General features: G+C 48.3%; 13 protein-coding genes. All 13 read left to right on the top strand.

Annotated features, from left to right (window positions below; all coding sequences use genetic code 11):
• Positions 1 to 107 precede the first annotated feature (107 nt).
• Positions 108 to 1,205, top strand: a complete 1,098-nt coding sequence (carA, locus tag K9N57_05600; GenBank protein ID MCF7803643.1) for a glutamine-hydrolyzing carbamoyl-phosphate synthase small subunit — start codon at positions 108 to 110, stop codon at positions 1,203 to 1,205.
• Entirely contained in the window at positions 1,202 to 2,122 is a 921-nt protein-coding gene (locus tag K9N57_05605; protein ID MCF7803644.1) for an ABC transporter ATP-binding protein, read from the top strand. Before carA ends, K9N57_05605 begins: the two co-directional genes overlap by 4 nt.
• Positions 2,112 to 2,951: an ABC transporter permease subunit gene (locus K9N57_05610; GenBank protein MCF7803645.1), complete on the top strand. Its 840-nt coding sequence runs from the start codon at positions 2,112 to 2,114 to the stop codon at positions 2,949 to 2,951. The genes K9N57_05605 and K9N57_05610 overlap by 11 nt, the downstream gene beginning before the upstream one ends.
• Positions 2,948 to 3,727 (top strand): hypothetical protein, encoded by a 780-nt coding sequence (locus tag K9N57_05615; GenBank protein ID MCF7803646.1) that lies wholly within the window; start codon positions 2,948 to 2,950, stop codon positions 3,725 to 3,727. The genes K9N57_05610 and K9N57_05615 overlap by 4 nt, the downstream gene beginning before the upstream one ends.
• A gap of 32 nt (positions 3,728 to 3,759) precedes the next feature.
• A complete protein-coding gene (gene carB, locus K9N57_05620; protein MCF7803647.1) occupies positions 3,760 to 6,987 on the top strand; it encodes a carbamoyl-phosphate synthase large subunit in 3,228 nt (1,075 codons plus the stop codon).
• A 175-nt stretch (positions 6,988 to 7,162) separates the two neighbouring features.
• Positions 7,163 to 7,393: a hypothetical protein gene (locus K9N57_05625; GenBank protein ID MCF7803648.1), complete on the top strand. Its 231-nt coding sequence runs from the start codon at positions 7,163 to 7,165 to the stop codon at positions 7,391 to 7,393.
• A 41-nt stretch (positions 7,394 to 7,434) separates the two neighbouring features.
• Positions 7,435 to 7,773, top strand: coding sequence for a divalent-cation tolerance protein CutA (locus tag K9N57_05630; GenBank protein ID MCF7803649.1), 339 nt, complete (start codon positions 7,435 to 7,437; stop codon positions 7,771 to 7,773).
• A 95-nt stretch (positions 7,774 to 7,868) separates the two neighbouring features.
• A complete protein-coding gene (locus K9N57_05635; GenBank protein ID MCF7803650.1) occupies positions 7,869 to 12,674 on the top strand; it encodes a translocation/assembly module TamB domain-containing protein in 4,806 nt (1,601 codons plus the stop codon).
• Positions 12,671 to 14,467, top strand: a complete 1,797-nt coding sequence (gene bamA, locus K9N57_05640; protein ID MCF7803651.1) for an outer membrane protein assembly factor BamA — start codon at positions 12,671 to 12,673, stop codon at positions 14,465 to 14,467. Before K9N57_05635 ends, bamA begins: the two co-directional genes overlap by 4 nt.
• Positions 14,464 to 15,255 carry an NTP transferase domain-containing protein gene (locus K9N57_05645; GenBank protein ID MCF7803652.1) on the top strand — a complete coding sequence of 264 codons (792 nt, stop codon included), beginning with the start codon at positions 14,464 to 14,466 and terminating at the stop codon, positions 15,253 to 15,255. The genes bamA and K9N57_05645 overlap by 4 nt, the downstream gene beginning before the upstream one ends.
• The gene (locus K9N57_05650; protein MCF7803653.1) at positions 15,252 to 16,010 is read left to right on the top strand and encodes an MBL fold metallo-hydrolase; all 759 of its coding nucleotides are present in this window, start codon (positions 15,252 to 15,254) and stop codon (positions 16,008 to 16,010) included. The genes K9N57_05645 and K9N57_05650 overlap by 4 nt, the downstream gene beginning before the upstream one ends.
• Entirely contained in the window at positions 15,997 to 18,255 is a 2,259-nt protein-coding gene (locus K9N57_05655) for a mechanosensitive ion channel (protein ID MCF7803654.1), read from the top strand. The genes K9N57_05650 and K9N57_05655 overlap by 14 nt, the downstream gene beginning before the upstream one ends.
• A complete protein-coding gene (locus tag K9N57_05660; protein MCF7803655.1) occupies positions 18,248 to 19,282 on the top strand; it encodes an NAD-binding protein in 1,035 nt (344 codons plus the stop codon). Before K9N57_05655 ends, K9N57_05660 begins: the two co-directional genes overlap by 8 nt.
• Positions 19,283 to 19,343 lie beyond the last annotated feature (61 nt).

Raw genomic sequence — 19,343 nt, forward strand, 5'->3', positions numbered from 1 at the left:
ATGGGGGGATGCCGAACCGGATTTTGGATTATAATTGTGACAATTGAACGCGTTTTTTACTTTTGCGCGATTCAGTATTTGGAGTGCTAAACCGAAAAAAAGGAAATATTGTGAAGGACGCTACGTTACTCTTAGACGACGGCAGAATCTTCCGGGGAAAGGCGTTTGGCGCCACAGGCGAAACTACGGGAGAAGTCTGTTTTAACACCGGAATGACGGGATATCAGGAAGTGTTAACCGATCCGTCGTATTGTCGGCAAATTGTGACTATGACATATCCACATATCGGAAACTACGGCGTAAATCCGGATGACGTGGAATCGGACAGGATTCAGGTGGCTGGATTCGTCATCAAAGAGGAGACCGAAATCCCGTCAAATGCCAGGGCGACCCAGTCCATCGGCGATTACCTGCGGGAGAACGATATCGTTGGAATTCAGGATATCGATACCAGGGCGTTGGTTCGCCATATTCGCCAGGAAGGGGCAATGAATGGGATCATTTCCACCGAAGATCACGACCCGGACTCGCTGACGGAAAAGTTATCCAAAGCGCCATCTATGATAGGATTAGACTTGTGCATGGAAGTGACCACCAATGGAATCCATAAGTGGAATGGCCAGGGTTCCGGCGTAAAAGAATGGAAGGTTGCTGCCATCGATTACGGCATAAAGCACAACATTTTGCGGCTCCTGGAAACCCACGGCTGCGATATTACAATTTATCCGGCAAATGCTACCGCTGAAGAAATCCTCGAAAGCGATCCGGACGGGATCTTTCTTTCGAACGGACCAGGCGATCCGGCGGCGGTTTCGTATGCTATCGAAACCATCAAAAATCTACTCGGGAAACGCCCGGTCTTTGGCATCTGCCTGGGGCATCAGCTTTTGGCGCTGGCCATCGGTGCAGAAACATTTAAACTCAAATTCGGCCACCGCGGTATCAATCACCCTGTTCGAAATGATGACACGGATGAAGTGGAGATTACCTGTCAAAATCACGGGTTCGCAGTCGATGTGGATTCGGTGCCGGATACAGCTGCAATCACCCACACCAACCTGAATGATTTTACGGTGGAAGGTCTTTCCTGTAAGGATGTGCCAGCATTTTCCGTGCAATATCATCCGGAGGCCGGCCCGGGGCCGCACGACTCCCGCTACCTGTTTGAAAACTTTATTCGGATGATGAAGGAATTTCGCCAGTGAGCTCTCCGGTTATACGCGCATCCCATCTTACAAAATCCTTCCGGAATACTGTCGTTGTCGACGATTTATCCTTCGACGTCAATCAGGGCGATATTTTTGGCTTCCTGGGGCCAAACGGCGCAGGCAAGTCGACGACTATCCGGATGGCGCTTTCCCTGATTGCGCCGGACTCCGGAGATGTGGAACTGTTCGGTAAATCGGTCCGGGGGAGCAGAACGAAAACCCTTCACGATGTTGGTGCGCTTATCGAAAGTGCCGATTTTTACGAGTATCTGAGCGCCAGAGCGAATCTGAAAATGCTCTGCAGACTCCAGAATATCCGGGAATCAAGGATCGACGAGGTGCTGGACATGGTGGAGTTGCTGGACAGGGCAGATGACCGGGTCAAAGCCTATTCCCATGGAATGAAGCAGCGACTTGGCATCGCACAGGCGCTGTTGAGTGAGCCAAAACTCCTGATATTGGACGAGCCAACGACCGGCCTCGACCCAAAGGGTATGAAATCTGTCCGAAATCTGATTGCCGACTTGGGGAATCAGGGGATCACGATTTTTTTATCGTCACATCTCTTGTACGAGGTGGAGCAGGTCTGCACATCGCTGGCGATTATAAACAAAGGAAAATTGATAGTCACCGGCAGCATCCGGGAACTGATGCAGGAGACAAACCTGTTCACCACGGAAATCCAGGCGGCACCGAAGGATAAGGCGAAAACGTTGCTTGAAAATATTGGATTCATCCCGGAGGTATCTGAAGAAGGAGGCAGCCTGAAGGTTAACATTTCCAGGGAAAAAATACCGGAAATCACTCAGAGGCTTGTTGATTCCGGCGTGGAAATTTTCGCTGTAATACCCAGATCATCATTGGAAGATTATTTTCTTTCCATCACCAGCGAGGAGGCCGGGATTGCTGCTTAGACTGGTGACCAACGAACTCATTAAGATCTTTGGAAAGTGGCGATCATACATCGGATTTGCTGCTCTGGCTATACTCATGCCGCTGGTCATTTGGGGTATGTCGAAGGGCAGTAGTGGTATTGAACAATCCATGACACACCAACTGCAGAACTCATTTATTATAACAGGCAATGTGTTCAATGGATTTTTGGCTACTTATTTTACAATGAATTTTCTCTGGATACACATTCCGTTTTTGGTTGTGCTGGTTGCAGGGGACGTTGTTGCAGCGGAAGGTGCTTCGGGCACGTTCCGGCTCTATTTAACGCGCCCGGTGAGCCGGTTTCGTGTGTTAACGTCAAAAGTCACCGCAACCGGCATCTATACGGTGATGCTGGTACTTTTTTTTGCACTCATGAGCCTCGGCCTGGGATCGCTCTGGCTCGGTACCGGGGATTTAATTGTCAGGCATAACGGCATTCTGATACTCCCGCCAGAGATGGCCTGGCCACGGTTTGGTTTATCGTTTCTGTTCGCTACCGGTACCATGCTGGTGGTCGCTGCACTGAGTTTTATGTTTTCATCCATGGTGAATAATGGCATCGGTCCGATTATCGGCGCCATGGCCGTAATTATCGTTGGTCTGATGATTTCCAATATCCCAATTGAACTGTTTGAGCAGATTCAGCCATACCTTTTTACCAGTTATTTCGATATTTGGAGCAAAGCCTTTCATGACCCGATCCCCTGGAAGGAAATCGGGGGAAATGCAGTAGTATTAGCAGTCTATGCCGCGGCATTTTTAGGTGTGAGTTATACGATTTTCCTCAGAAAGGATATCCTGTCATGAGTAGCCGGGTACATATATTAATCGTTGGAATCGTTTTCGCAGTGATTGGATTAGCGGCCAGCCCGACTCTGCAGGCGCAGAGCGAGATGACGGTAGAAACTATCCAGGCGAATCTCCAGGAGCAGTTTTCCCAAATTGAGGATTACATGGCCAGGGTGAAAATCTCCGTGGAGATGCCGGGGCTCAGGATGCCCAGTAAGACAATCGACGTGGCGTTTAAACAGCCGGATATGACCAGAATTGAATCATCAGGAATTGCCATTGCACCGAAAACCGGTCTGCACATGGGACCGAAGAATATCTTTGATAATCTGCAGAATGCCAGGGTCGTTGATGCTGAATACCTGAACGGGGATAAACATTGGGTGGTAACGGGCGATATGGAGCCGGATTCCGCTCAATCCCACATGGGCGTGCCAACTGGCGGCGGAGTAGAAAACGTCGCCGCCACCATCTGGATCGATGCGGATCGATGGGTTATATCTAGGCTGGAAATGACGTCTAATGATAAACCGTTGATGACTACGGATATCAGTTATCATGAATATAACGATATTTGGTTGCCGGCTGTTACAAATGTAACGTTCACATTTTCCGGTGACATGATGGGAAATCTCCCAACAGAACATATGCCTGGTAGTATGGAGGAGGGTTCCGGAGATGATGAAGGCAATACCGCGAAATCCCTGGAGGGTGCTGTAACTATGGAATTCAAAAACTACCGGGTCAATACCGGACTGAAGGATTCATTTTTCCGAACGGAAGATAACAGATAATACTAATAGAAGACGGAGAAGGCGTAAGAGGTATGCCAAAACGGACTGATTTGGAAAGTATACTGATAATCGGGGCTGGCCCCATAGTCATTGGCCAGGCGTGTGAATTCGACTACTCGGGCACGCAGGCCATTCGGGCTCTAAAGGAAGAGGGATATCGAATTATCCTCGTGAATTCTAATCCGGCTACAATTATGACGGATCCCGACCTTGCGGATGTCGTTTATATGGAGCCGCTTACGGTCGATTACATAAAGGAAGTTATTAAGAAGGAGCGTCCTGATGCAGTGCTTCCGACCGTTGGCGGACAAACCGCTCTGAACCTGGCTGTGGATCTGAAAAAAGCCGGGGTGCTGGCAGAATACGATGTCGAATTAATTGGCGCGCAGGTTGAGGCCATCGAAAAGGCAGAGGATCGCGAGCGATTCAAGGAAGAGATGGACAACGTCGGCATCGATACGGCGCAGGGCGGGTTCGTCAAAACAATGGATGAAGCTAAAGAGTTGCTCAAGGAGATGGAGTTCCCGGTGATTATTCGGCCGTCCTACACTCTGGGCGGGACAGGTGGCTCCATTGCATACAACGCCGAGGAATTCGAAGAACTCGCCGAGAACGGGCTTTACCAGAGTCCGATAAACGAGATTTTAATGGAGGAAAGCCTGGTCGGGTGGAAAGAATATGAGCTGGAAGTCATCCGGGACAAGGCTGATAACGCTATTATCGTTTGTTCCATAGAAAACATTGACCCGATGGGCGTCCACACGGGGGATTCTATCACCGTGGCGCCTTCCATGACGCTGACTGACCGCGAATACCAACAAATGCGTGACTGGGCGTTACTCTGCCTGCGTACCATCGGCGTGGAAACCGGTGGGTCAAACGTGCAGTTCGCCGTCAACCCCGAAGACGGCCGAATGGTGATCATTGAAATGAATCCCAGGGTCAGCCGATCCTCGGCGCTGGCTTCCAAGGCTACCGGCTTCCCCATAGCCAAGATTGCAGCGAAACTGGCTGTCGGGTTTACGCTGGACGAGCTGCCAAACGATATCACCGGACAGACGCTGGCAGCGTTCGAGCCGACTATCGATTACGTGGTCACCAAGGTCCCGCGGTTTGACTTTGAGAAATTTCCGTCCGCCTCCGGGCACCTCGGTGTACAAATGCAGTCCGTTGGCGAGGTAATGTCCATCGGCCGGACGTTCCGGGAATCCCTGCAGAAAGCATTTCGTTCCCTGGAGGTCGGTCTGGACGGTCTGGAGCCGAAGAAGCCCGCTGAAGAGGTTGAGGAAGTGAGCGACAAATCACCAACCCGAAAGCGGTTCCTGGACATGACAAAACTACGGTTTCCGACGGCCTTCCGGCTGTTGAAGGTCTGGCAGGCATTCCGGGAAGGCGAGTCCGTGGAAGAAATTGCGAAACTCACGCATATCGATCCCTGGTTCCTCCGGCATATCAAGCGTATCGCCGATCAGGGCGTCGATGAGCTGAATCAGGAAAATATGCAAAGGTGGAAGGCTGAGGGCTTCTCTGACCGGCAGTTAGGACGGCGTCTGGATAAATCGGAAGCGGAAATCAGGGAATACCGGAAGGAACATGACATCGTCCCCACCTACAAAGTTGTGGATACCTGTGCGGCCGAGTTTTCTGCGCAAACTCCGTATTGCTATAGCACCTATGAAGAGGAAAACGAAATTGAACCGCTTGAGGGAAAAAAGATTATGATCCTCGGCGGTGGGCCGAACCGTATTGGACAGGGGATCGAATTTGATTACTGTTGTGTACAGGCAGTATTCGGCCTCCGGGACCTCGGGTATAAGACGATTATGGTAAATTGTAATCCCGAAACTGTCTCGACGGATTACGATCTGGCGGATCGGTTGTATTTTGAGCCCATCACATTCGAAGATGTAATGAATATCGTGGACCTGGAACAGCCTGATGGGGTACTAGTGCAATTCGGCGGGCAAACGCCGCTCAAAATTGCCAGAGATCTGGAAGAGGCCGGCGTGCCTATTGTCGGCACTGCACCCAAGAGCATTGACCTGGCGGAGGACCGGGAGAAATTCGGGCAAGTGTTGGATAAACTGGATATCGCACGACCGGATTACGGGACCGGCACCTCCCTGGACGAAGTAATTGAAGTCGCCGAGGGGATAGGCTATCCGGTGCTGGTGCGTCCAAGCTATGTCCTGGGCGGACGTGCCATGGAAATCGTCTACTCTACGGATCAACTGGTGGATTACCTCTCCCGGACGTCGGACGTCAACGCCGGCCAGCCCATCTACATCGATGCATTTCTCGAGGATGCCTTCGAATTCGACGTAGACGGTCTGAGCGACGGCGAAACCGTGCACATCGGCGGTATAATGCAGCATATCGAGGAGGCCGGGATTCACTCCGGCGACTCTGCGTGTGTGCTCCCGCCATACATGATTACCCGGGAAGCCATCGAACAGATAACCGATATCACGGAGAAGATTGCACTGGAACTTGGCGTTGTTGGGCTGATAAACATGCAGTTTGCCTATAAAGACGGCAAAGTCTATGTGCTTGAAGCTAATCCGCGTGCGAGCCGGACAGTGCCGTTTGTGAGCAAAAGTTCGGATATTCCGCTGGCAAAAATCGCCGCACAGATCTCCGTGGGAGAGAAATTGAATGACCTATCGCTGTCCCGCTGGGACCGGATGTCGCATGTGTCCGTCAAGGAAGCGGTACTCCCGTTTAACAAATTTCCCAATGAACGGATGTATCTCGGGCCGGAGATGAAATCCACCGGAGAGGTGATGGGCATTGCGAATACCTTTGGTGATGCGTTTTCCCGGGCAACTACTGCATCCGGAAGCGAACTGCCAAAGAACGGCAAGGTCTTTATCTCTGTAAATGACAATGATAAGCTTAACGTGATCCCGATTGCGCGGGATCTGCAGGAAATGGGATACGAAATAATCGCCACTTCCGGAACGGCCCAGGCATTGCAGCGAAACGGCATCCATACCGAAACTATCCATAAGGTAGGCGAGGGTAGACCGAACGCCGTCGACGGGATAAAAAACCAGGAAATTTCGCTCATCATAAACACACCGCTGGGTCAGCAGTCCCGGTATGATGAGGAATCCATTGGCAGGGCTGCAATTCAGAAAGGAATTCTGAACATTACCACACTCTCCGGAGCTCAGGCGGCTGTCCGGGCGCTCCGGGCCGATCAGGACGGAGATCACGAGGTTCATTCACTTCAGGATTATTACGACATGAGTTATTGATCCCTGGTGATTTGAGGTATTTTCTGTCTGAAGTGGGAGAGACTTCCAGCACTCCGTGTCATTCCCGGGACGGTTACCCGTCCGGAATTCTTCACCACAGGGCATTTACGCTTTTCGGAAGCAACCCCTGATTTGTATATTCATCATGTTATTCTGAGACCAAGGGGACTACAGTATGAAGGGAAAAGCCCGAACCCAGAACGCTATGAAGTTCCTCGGCGGATTTATGTTCTTTTTCAATGGTATTGCTTTCCTGCTGATGATGTTTATCTACATGAAGGAGACACTGGATTTTTTCTGGGGGCCAACCGGACATTTTATCTACCTCGGCGCCGTTTTGATTGCGGATACGATTCTTAGTGCGATTGTATATATTTTGCCTCAAAACTGGTCACAACAAGATTAGTTCGTGATTAGTACGTTTGAATTCAAATTATCGGAGAATTTATGACCAACGATATTTCACCTGTCGTCATATTAATTACCTGTGGGAATTCTGAGGAAGCTCAGACGATTTCAAATACCCTGGTGCGAAGAAAATTGATCGCCTGTGGCAACATTGTTCCCGAAATTACGTCAATATTCAACTGGGAAAAAAAGGTCACTCACGATTCCGAAGTCCTCGTTATCGCAAAATCCCAGAATGAATTGTTCGATGAAGTCGTCAAGGTCGTGAAGGAGTTACACAGCTACCAGACACCGGAGATCATCGCTTTACCTGTTATCAAAGGCTCCGAAGATTATTTGACCTGGCTGGTCGATGAAACCAGCGCAGAGGATGGCTGAAGCCTTACAGTCACGGCATATTCTGGCTATTTTGCGTAAGCGAAATCGGGCTGTTACCTTTCATTTAACTTGTACAAAAACCCGGTTGGAGATAGGTGAAACGGACATTACTCTATATTGCTGGTGCCGTATTGGTGGTCCTCGCCGCGGGGATCATCTGGCTCTTTACTCCAATGGGTAAGAAGACCGTCCAGCAATTTGTATTTCAAAAGTTTGAGCAGTCGACAGGATATAAAATTCAGTCTGCAGATTTTGAAACAAACCTTATCTCCAGAATAACATTTCGGGATGTCACAATTACGGATACGCTGACCCGGAGTTCTTTGGGCATTTCCGAACTGACCGTCAATTACAAGCTGATGCCGGCATTCCGTGGCAGGGTAACTGTCGATTCTCTGGAATCTGACGGTATTCGTATTCATCTAAACCGGAATCTTCTTGACAGATTTACAAGTATTTCCAAAGATGAACCGGTAAAGCAGAGTCGCTGGAAGTTCAAACTGCGGTATGCTGATGTGTCAAATGTCCAGATTTCCTACGAAGATACCAGTAATAATGCACACGTCTTGCTCAGGAATATCGATGCCCTGTATATCCCAGAGAAAACCGTTTCGGTAGATATTTCCGGCTTGAATGGTGTTTACCAGGGAGAAATTGTACGTCCATTTTCGGCAAGGATCCGCGGGGAATATCTGTCCGGAGATCGATGGCAAATGCCCGTGGCAACTATCCGGGGCCGGGAAACTTCACTTTCCGCCCAGGGAGAAATAGGTCTCGGGGAGAGCCTGCAAATAGATTTGATGTTTGACGGAAAAATCGGACACGATCTCCTGTATTTCGCCAGAGAATTTCTCCCGGAAGAACAGGAGGACAGGATCACCCTTTCCGCGGTGTCGCTGACAGGTGATGTTCGTTACGATTCTTCGCTGAACTACAGTGGAGAAATCGGCGCAGAATACGTTCAATACGATACTATAAGAGTAGAATCGCTGGCCGCGAGTATTACCGGGAATAATGAGATGGTCAACTTCAATAGTGTACGTACTCTACTCGGTTCGGAAAGAGATACACTTAGAATTACGGGAAAATATGACTGGCACAGAAAAGAGAGCGAAGTCAATGCGGCCGGACACTTGTCGTCACTCCGATATGTGAAGTATTTTCTCGCCGGGGAAGAGATACCTGTCGATTCTCCGGTCGATTTTTCACTCAACGCCAGTATACCGGCAACCGGTATCGAGCAGACGACCGGCAGCGGGAAATTCAGGTTCACCCAGCCAATCATCAGCCAAAAAAAATACTCGGAGATGCAAACGGATATTACCGTTTCGGCAGATTCGCTGCGCATCAGTGGGGAACATCTGGATAACCAGGTAGAAATCTCCGGGCAATTTGCGTGGCCATTTCAGTTTGATGGGACAATACAACTTAACAGCATCGCAGAGTTTGATTCAACCGTAGCACAACTGCTCTCACCAGTAGTCAGCGGAGAGTTCGCTGGAAGAGTTGGCCATGCTGATATGTTTACCGTCAATGGTGAATTATTTGCCGATGTGACTTACTCATCTGCGGACGGCAACCCGTATAGCGTTCATTCCGAACTCCCGTTCCAGGGAGACACTGCCGGTTTCAGAATTCGCGATGGCTCATTAAAAGTAAATGACCTTTCTCCGAGTAATGTTCGGGCAGGTGTCGATTTTTCGCCCCAGTTAAAGGTATCTCTAGATATTACAGAGCCATATTCACCCAACGGGGATTCGACCCTGGGCAATTTTCATGCTGGCGTGCAGTATAGTCAGATGAAAGGATACGCCGGACAGATTGTTGCCGAAAACCTTTCGCTGCAGCGCTGGACCCAGTTGATACCCCGAATGGTAAATCAGGTTTATGGAAATGTTAATATCCAGACAGATTTTATTTATACTCAAGACTCACTGCAGGGAAGTGGCCGTATATTTATGAAGGAGGCCCGGTTTGCCACGACTCCCATCGATTCGGTGAATGCCCAATTTCACTGGGATACAGCTGGATTAACCATTACTTCCGGCAAAGCGTCTACACAAAATTTATCGGCGAGTCTGGATGGATATCTGCCGTTCTCTTCCAATGATTCTCTCCATTTGACCGTTTCCGGAGAACGCTGGCCGCTGGATGTCGCCAACCCGTTTTTACCCGATCCCTGGCAAATTAATGGCATGATAAACCACAAAATTACGGTGCAAGGAAATTACTTAACACCTTCAATTGAAGGACAGGTTGAGGTGGATTCAGGGTTCGTTCGCTGGGATAAAAACAATCCGCCAATTAAGAATTTCCAGGCCAGAATCGATTTTAGCGGCCGGACATTCGATGTGCAGTTTGTGCATTTTCAATATGATACCTATCCCGTAAAAATTTCGGGGGAAGGAACGCTCACCCCTAGTTTCAACGGGGAAATCTCACTGGAGCCCAAAGGGGCTGTTGAGGTAGATTTTGATTACAGTCAGGGTGGAAGGGTTGCACTCATAATGAATAGCGTTCCTGTGGCGGTGGCCAGGGCTTATATCCCACTACAATTAAAAACGCCTGGTAATGTAAGTGGAACCCTGAATATCGATTCCTTTACAGAGGATCCCTTCATTCAAAGCAATGGGGTTTGGCAAAGCCAGGATGATACCAGTGCCTCAGAGTGGAGTTATCGCTGGAATGGGGAATACCAGGAACAAAAAATCACGCTAAACCGATCAACATTGTCCACACCGAACGGCATTATACAGGTACAGGGCAGCGTCCCCCTTGATATGCAAAACGGTGGTATCACGGATTCCGTGAAGGTCGATTCCCTGGATTTGTGGCTGGTTGTCTCGGAGATCAAGGCTCAGCTCGCCAACGATTATACAGACAGAATTAGGGCGACCTCGGGCGAGGTGAACGGCGACATCAGTGTTGGTGGTACATGGGCGGAACCGACTCTTGGTGGCTACCTGTCGGGTACGGATATCGATCTCCATAGTGCAATACAGGAGTGGGAAGTGTTAGATCTTGGTTGGCAGATGGATTTCAATGGCAAGCAATTTACACTCAATAACGCATCCGCCAGCCTAAATTCGTATCCAATTGAGGCTGCGGGTTCGTTTACTTTTGATGATCCTAAAAATATTGCTGTTGAATTGGACGGCGAGTTCAATAATCATAGTCAATTACAACTCAGAATGAAGCATAACAGCGTTACCGACTCAATTGCTGGTAATCTGCACGTTTCCAAACTCAGGCTGGATACGCTGTTGAATGTGATTAAGGTGCAAAAACCGCTGCAAGGAATTACGCATCTATCGATCGCGTTGTCCGGAACCCGGAGTGCGCCGGAATTTAATTATACTGCGGATGTCAAAGATCTCACGGTTGAACAGGTCCGATTCCAGCAGGCTACTTTCTCCGGAAATTACCAATCAGGATTTCTCGCTATCGACACACTCCTGTTAAAAAATAAAGGAGCGAGCGTACTCGGCTCCGGCCGGGTTTCCGCGGATGTAAGTCTGGCCCCATTCTCAATAGCGGCGGTAGGGGAGCAGGCCGATTTTCAATTTGCCGCCCGGGATTTCCCGCTGGATCCTTTTGAGATCGGCTTTGCGAACGAGGCAGATATCAACGGCATATTGAATGCGGATGTCAGCTATAAGAAGACGGAAACAAGCAGAAAAATTACCGGTAATCTTGCTGTGACCAGGTTTAATTCGAATCTTCCGTTTTTTCAGCAGAAGATAACCAGCGGAGAGCTCCAATTAGACTTCAATGGAAACCGGGTTCAAGTTCAGCGAGGAAGGCTTAGTATCGACAAGCACCCGGTACAGTTTGCCGGAACTGTGACGATTCCGCCCGAGGGTGCCGTTCAGTATGATATGTCCATATCTACCGACCAAATAACACTGACCCGGGAAAAGATTGTTAGCATGACACTGGCTCCGTCTAATCTTCGTTTGATCACCCGAGCTGGTGAACCGACTTATGTAGAGGGAACTGTTACGTTCAATTCCTTCAAATACAGGAAGGATATCCCAAACCCGCAAATTCTCACCCTGATTGGCACACGGACTATTAGGCCACAGCGGTTGACGCAGGCCATGCTGGAGGATATCAGGCTTAATCTCTCGGTACAGATGCTGAAAAATGCGACCGTACAGAACAATTTAGCCGATCTTGAATTTACCGCAGATGTACAATTATCCGGCCCGTTATACCAGCCAAGGTTTTCCGGGCGTATTGCGACAAACAGCGGCGAAATTTTCTATCTGAGACGGACTTTTGAAATACAGAATGCGCAGGTTTTTTTCAACGGGACACCGAACCTGAATCCGGATATTAATATCGTTGCGACCACAGTAGTGCCAGATTATCAGAATATTGATGAAATCGATTATACTTTTACCCTGAATATTACCAATACCCTGCGACAGCCGCGGATTCAATTATCCTCAGACCCGGCGAGGCGTCCAAAGACCAACGAACAATTGACACAGAGCGATATCATTGGAATTCTGGCTGTGGGGCGCCCCAGGGACCAGTTTTCCGGGGTAGTTGGAGAAGGGAACCTGACACAGACACTCGTACGGCAAGCTGAGCAGTTTTCCAGCAAACGAATTGCCTCGGCGGTAGAATACCGGGTCGGCCGCCTGCTGGATCTGGACAAAGTGGCAATTGAAGGGAACCTCTTCAATATGAGCGGGGCGCACTCACCGACATTTACTGCGCAGAAAGATCTGTCCAAGCGGTTGACGCTGACGTATTCTACCTCCATAGGGCATTCAAACGAACAAGGCATCCGTTTGAATTATCAGCTCTCACCAACCTGGTACCTGGTCACAGAGACGAACCAGCAGGAAGAGTACGGCGTTGACCTGAAATACCGGATTAAGTTCAAATGACCCGCCGTCGCATTATCTTTGGAATACTTGCAATGCTAACGGTGTGTAGTAGTGTGACGGCCCAGGATGAACCCGGTGAACAGCCATTTGTGGACAAAATCACAATCGAGGGAAATGAGCATATTTCCGGTAGTGCAATCCGGAATACCATGTTTACCAAGACCAGCCATTGGTGGAATCGTTCCAGGCTCGAGATGGAATTATTCAAGGATGATCTCAGATCAATTACGACACTGTACAATAACCGTGGCTTCCTGGAGGCGGTAATAGCCGGCTGGGATACCTCCTACGTAGAGAAAAACCGGGTCAGAATTACTATCAACATAGATGAGGGCCCTCAATCTATCGTGGGCGAAATTACTTTTAAGGGCAATCAGGTATATTCCGATGATCGATTACGGGAAGAACTGCAGATTGAATCTGGAAAAGCGTTCAGCTTTCTCAGGTTAAGTCGATCCACATGGAATATCATAAATGCCTATGCGGACGGGGGATACCTGGAAGCCCAGGCAGAACCGCAAGTCCAAACCACCGATCACGTGATTGATTTGGCCTTCAATATTACGGAAGGCAATCCAATATATGCGGATTCAGTTCTTATCACGGGGAACGAAAAGACCAAAGATTTTGTAGTGAAACGGGAGATCAGGATCGACAACGGAGATCTCCTCACTCATTCAAAAATTATTCAAAGTCAGCGCAATTTATACAAAACCGGCATATTTAACAGTGTATCTATTTCTCCCGCCAGGGATTCGGTAGGGAACAACTATCGCAATGTCTATGTCCGCTTGTCGGAGGCGGAAACCGGGGAATTTAATTTTGGCCTCGGATATGGCTCAAAAGAGTTGTTTCGGGGGACGGCTGAACTTCTGCAATCGAATCTCCGGGGTACAGGACAGCGTATCGGTTTGCGTGGCAAGGCAAGTTTTGCGGAACTGAGAGGGGAAGTCCTCTACACTGCACCATTTTTCATCCTTTGGGGAGTTCGCCTGGATAATACGGTTTATGCTCGCCGACAGGGGGAGCCCGACTTTATTAACCCGGATTACGTCCTGAATCGCCTTGGGATTGAATCCACAATCGGGCGGGAAATTTTTACCTATTCGCGGATATCATCCTCCCTGAAGTTCGAAAACAACTTTTTCTCCGAGATGAATATACCGGCTACCGAGGAAACAGATACCGCTAATACCAGGATTCGAAGTATTAATCTTACGTACACCAGAGATTCCAGAAAGAATCTGTTTAACTCCTCGTCTGGCAGCTTTTTCTCTTTGTCGGGTCTGATTGCGGGCTCCATTTTCGAGGGGACGAATTCCTTTTTGCGCCTTACCGGCGATTATGCACGGTACTATCCAGCCCGCCCCTGGTTAACGCTTGCGATGAACCTCTCAACCGGCGTCATGTACGAAATTGGAGAAACGCAGAGTATCCCAATCTATGAGCGATTTTATGCCGGCGGGGATCAGTCGGTCCGGGGGTATTCTGAGAAATCGCTGTCACCGATGCGAAACGGTACGCCGATTGGTGGTAATTTCAAAACGGTTGTGCGGTTCGAAACACGGTTCAAGGTATATAAAGGGTTACATCTTGCTCTGTTCAGCGACACCGGAAACACCTGGCGGCGTGTGGAATTACAAAATCTGCGGGAAATGCGAACCGGTGTGGGGCTCGGCTTACGATATGAAACACCTATTGGAGTTGCGCGAGTCGATTACGGTGTAAAAGTCAACCGGCAGGCGAGAGAATCCGTTGGCCAGATTCATATTACCCTGGGGCAAGCATTTTGAGCGTAGAGACTGCGATCATACCCGCCGGTGGGCTCGGTACGCGCATGGCGCCGTTCAGTCAGTGCTATCCCAAGGAAATGGTCCCGGTTGGTGTCACGCCGGCTTTATTCTGGATTTGCCAAGAACTCCTCGATGCGGACGTTAAGAAAATTTCCGTGGTTTTATCGCCTGAGAAAGAGGATCTAAGCGGATTGTTGATACATAATTTTCCGGAGATTTCGTTCACATTTATCACACAGGACAGCCCTCTCGGTCTTGCCGATGCATTACTCTGCGCATATAAAAAAATCAACATAACGCCAGTACACATGGTGCTTCCGGACAACCTCTGCATTGAGCCGGGAATAAATGTGACCAGGGAATTGACAAATGCCTATACCAGGGTTGAACATTCGGTGCTTGGTATGATTAAGGTGACCAGGCCGAAAGAGGCTAAACTGTACGGTGCCTCCGGAATAGGCAAATTCAGTGTGGTGAAAGGCAATCTGTATAAAATTGAACATCTGCAGGATAAGCAGGAAGGCCCGGTTGGTGATTATGCGGAAGTTCCGTTTTTACGAACAATAGGGAGGGGGGTGCTCACTGAAGATTTTTTCGATATTGCACTGAAACTCTCCTCAGGTAGCAGCAATGAAAACGAGTTTGACGATGTCCCCATCTACCAACAACTGATTGCGGATTTTGCACTTTTCGGATACCTTTTACCTGAAATGGTTTACGATATAGGTAATCCCGACGGATATTTGGCTGCGCAAGCTAACCTCGCGCAGCAGCGTGGAGTAATATGAAGTTGACCATCCTTGGTTCGGGTACGTGTATTCCAGCACCAAACAGGGGAAACTCCGGCTATCTGCTTGAAACCGGAGATTCTCTGATTCTCATAGATAGCGGGTCCGGAGCACTTCGTAGAGTTGCGGATTACGGATTTGATTATCGGAAAATTCGAAACGTTTGCTACAGTCACCTACATCCGGACCATACCATAGATTTTGTGCCGTTTCTTTTTGCCCTGAAGAATGACCCGGATATCAAGGAACTTCACCAATTAATGGTGAGTGCACCAGTGGGTTTCAGGGAATATTATGCAGAATTGGTTGAAGTGTACGGCAGCTGGATTCAGGCGGAGCACCTGGAAGTAAATATCACCGAGCACGAGCGGAGAGACATTTTTCCAATAGATGACATTACCGTCGAAACCGGGCCAGTGGTGCATAGCGAAGAGAGTATCGCATATCGATTTACCGGGAATAACGGGCAGACGCTCGTATATTCCGGTGACACGGGTTATTCAGAAGAGTTCGCGGAATTTGCAAAAGATGCTGATTTGTTAGTAATTGAGTCTGCCATTCCGGAGGGAACCGATTTTGAAGGACACTGCTCACCATCTGATGCGGCAAAAATCGCAGAATTAGCTCAAGCGAAGAAAACGGTACTTACACATTTTTATCCACAGGTAGAGCAGGAGGATATTCCTGGAGTTGTTCAACAATATTATTCTGGTGAAATACTGCTTGCCGAGGATGGCCTAAATGTCGATATATAAGCCAATTAACATGAAATACCTTACGTTATACATTATACTAATTTTGTTTCCGGTTTTCGGATTGACTCAAAACCCACTCCAGTCTAACCCGCTGCAGCAGGTTCGAGGGCAATCAACGAATACTCCGGCAGACTCTGGCAGTGCGGACACTTCCAAGGTTGTCCAGATTAACCGGGAATCCATCAATCAGCGCATCGACGAGCTGCAAAAGCGATATAAAACACTGTTTGACCGGGATGAGATTGCCTTTTCAAAGGAGACCTTTTCAAATCTCTGGAGAGATGTGCAGCAGGCATTTCGCGGGGAAACTGAAGTTATTGCCAACGTAAAAACTGCCGTAAACCAGTATTTCTCCAGCTGGAATCATGCCACAAACCTGTTTCTCGCCATAATCATTGTTATTGGCCTGCTTGCATCATTTTTTCCGTTAAAGAAGTTTTTAAACCATCGGCGTAACCGACTTGGTGAGAGTGAAATACTGGCGTTTAATACGCTTGGACACGTCCTGGAAATTACATTGCGTGCGCTTCCGACTGTCTACATCATGGCCGGCATTTGGCTGATTGCCCTAGTACTGAGTCTGCAGCCCAATCTATATTATGCAATCTTACGTATCGCGATAGCGGTTATTATATATAAGCTCGCACGGTGGTTTCTGGAGGTGGTGTTTGCTCCTGAGGAAGTTCATCACCGGCTTGTGCCGTGTAACACGAAAATAGCCCGGTATTTTTTCCACATAGCACGATCGCTGCTCCAGTGGACGCTGTTGTACATTATTGTACTTTTCACCCTGCAGTACCTGGAATACCACCAGGATTTTAGGTATTTTATTAAGTTTGTCTATCGGGTCGGGGCAATCCTCCTGTTTACAGTACTCTTTGCAAGGAGGGATTTTACGCTCTCCCTGATTCCAAAAAGTGAAGTGAAATTCTACACCCGGCTCCGAAATTTCTTTAATAAGACGTACTACCTTGTTTACACAATTTTACTCTTCACCGGATTATTATCAATTTTAGGTTACTCCAACCTGTCGTCATTTATATTCAGCAGGGCGTTTTACACGGCAGCTATTATTCTTATAGGCATTCTTCTTAATCATATCCTGTATGATGCCATCAACTGGATCATTCCGGAAGAAAAACGCAAATCTGATGAGGATGAAGATTCAAAGACGGCACGGTTTTGGGACCGGGTGCATACACTATCGCAATTCCTTGTTTCAGCGCTGCTGATCCTGTTTGGAATAGTACTGATAGCAAAATCCTGGTGGTTACTGGGTGCACAATCGATTTTGGGGTCTCTGAGATCACTATTTACGTTTACAATTTTCCAGGTGCAGGATACACCGATCACGCCGTGGTCGTTTATCAAGGCAATCCTGATATTCATTGTATTTATTTACATTTCCAAATACTTCCGCCGGTTCCTGAATCATAGTGTATTGCAGAAAACCGGCCTGGACAGGGGAGCGCGGCATGCGATTTTAACCATCACCAATTACATTATCCTGGTTATCGGTATTGTGGTGGCCATGGAAAGTGTTGGCGTCCAGCTGACTACCCTGAAGGTCTTTGCTGGTGCACTGGGGCTCGGTATTGGGTTTGGGTTGCAGAATATTGCTAATAACTTTGCGAGCGGACTCATAATTCTGTTTGAGCGCCCGATTAAAACCAAGGATTTTGTACATGTGGGTGATATCCTCGGAACGATTACCAATATTTCTGCCAGAAGTACGACTATTCTGACGCGAGACAACATTGCAATTATAGTCCCCAATTCCGATTTCATTGAGAAAACCGTCATCAACTGGAGTCTGAATGATACACCGACACGGGTTCATATTCCTATCAGTGTGGAGTACGGTACGGACGCGGAAAAGATAAAGGAAATCCTATTGGATCTCGCCAGTGAGCATCCGCGGGTATTGAAGTATCCCAGGCCCAGGGTATGGTTTAAGGAGTATGGCGAGAGTGCACTCGACTTTGAGTTACTGGCATGGATCAACGATCCCCAGGAGGGGATTAATAACATTCAAAGTGATATTAATTTCAGCATTCAAAAACGCTTCCAGGAAGAAGGTGTTGGCATACCATTTCCGCAGCGCGATATTCATATGAAAATTGACGATCAGAATGCCATCCGGTTCCGGAAATTATTGTCGGGAGAAGCAGTTAAGGTAAAGGATGAAGTAGAGACGGATAATCCCGGTGGTACTGAGGAAGAAACGAACGGGGAGAATGACTAAAATATCTCAGAATAGCCAGGGAATTGGTTCACGGGCTACGAACATAGGACGGATTCTGCTAATTATCCTGACTGTGATTTTGGTAGGATCCGGGGGATATATATACTTTGAGGGATGGTCATTTCTGAATTCGCTGTATATGACCATCATAACACTCAGTACTGTGGGATTCCGGGAAATCGGGCCGTTGACGCCCATTGGGCAAATCTGGACGATACTCCTGATCGTTTTTGGCATTACAATCATCGGGTACACCGGGATTACGCAGGTTTCGCGGTACCTTATAGAATTTCCGTTTTTACGTGAACGTTCACTTTTACGAAAGATTCGAAAAATGAAAGATCACTACATTATTTGTGGTTACGGGCGAATGGGACGAGTTATAGCCGACGATTTCCGCCAGCGAGGCCGGGATACGGTCATCATAGAGAACGATCCTGATATCATTTCAACGCTGGCGGAACAGGGATATACTTATATAGACGACACCGCCGTGGAGGACGACGCATTGAAGAAAGCAGGTGTAGAGTCCGCAAAAGGTCTCGTGGCTGTGCTTTCAACGGATGCCGACAACCTGTTTGTGACGCTTTCTGCGCGAAACCTAAATCCCGACCTGTTTATTTTGACACGTTGCAGCGAGGCCGGAACCCAGGAAAAAATGCGAACAGCCGGCGCAAATAAGGTAGTTAATCCGTACGAGATTGGTGGACACAAGATGGCGCAGATGGTGCTATCGCCGCATGTGGACGATTTTATTGAAATTGTGTCGCGGCAGCGGAAGCTGAATTTGGCGATAGACCAAATAAGAGTATTTGAGCAATCAGAGCTCTCGGGAGCCAAATTAATGGACACGCCTATCCGGAGCAAGTTTGATACGATTATTACGGCAATCCTGGACAGTTCCAACGAAATGAAATTCAATCCGTCCTCAAATACCGTAATCAACTCGGGTGACACACTAATCTGCATCGGAGAGAGAGACAATCTTGAACAACTGGAGCTGCTCGCCAGAGGGCAATCAGCATAGTGCATACATAGACTTACGACGCTATGTATTATATTTATAATTTCCGATAACAGATATTATG

It is taken from the genome of Candidatus Neomarinimicrobiota bacterium (assembly GCA_021734025.1).
Lineage (GTDB): Bacteria > Fidelibacterota > JAANXI01 > JAANXI01 > JAANXI01 > JAANXI01.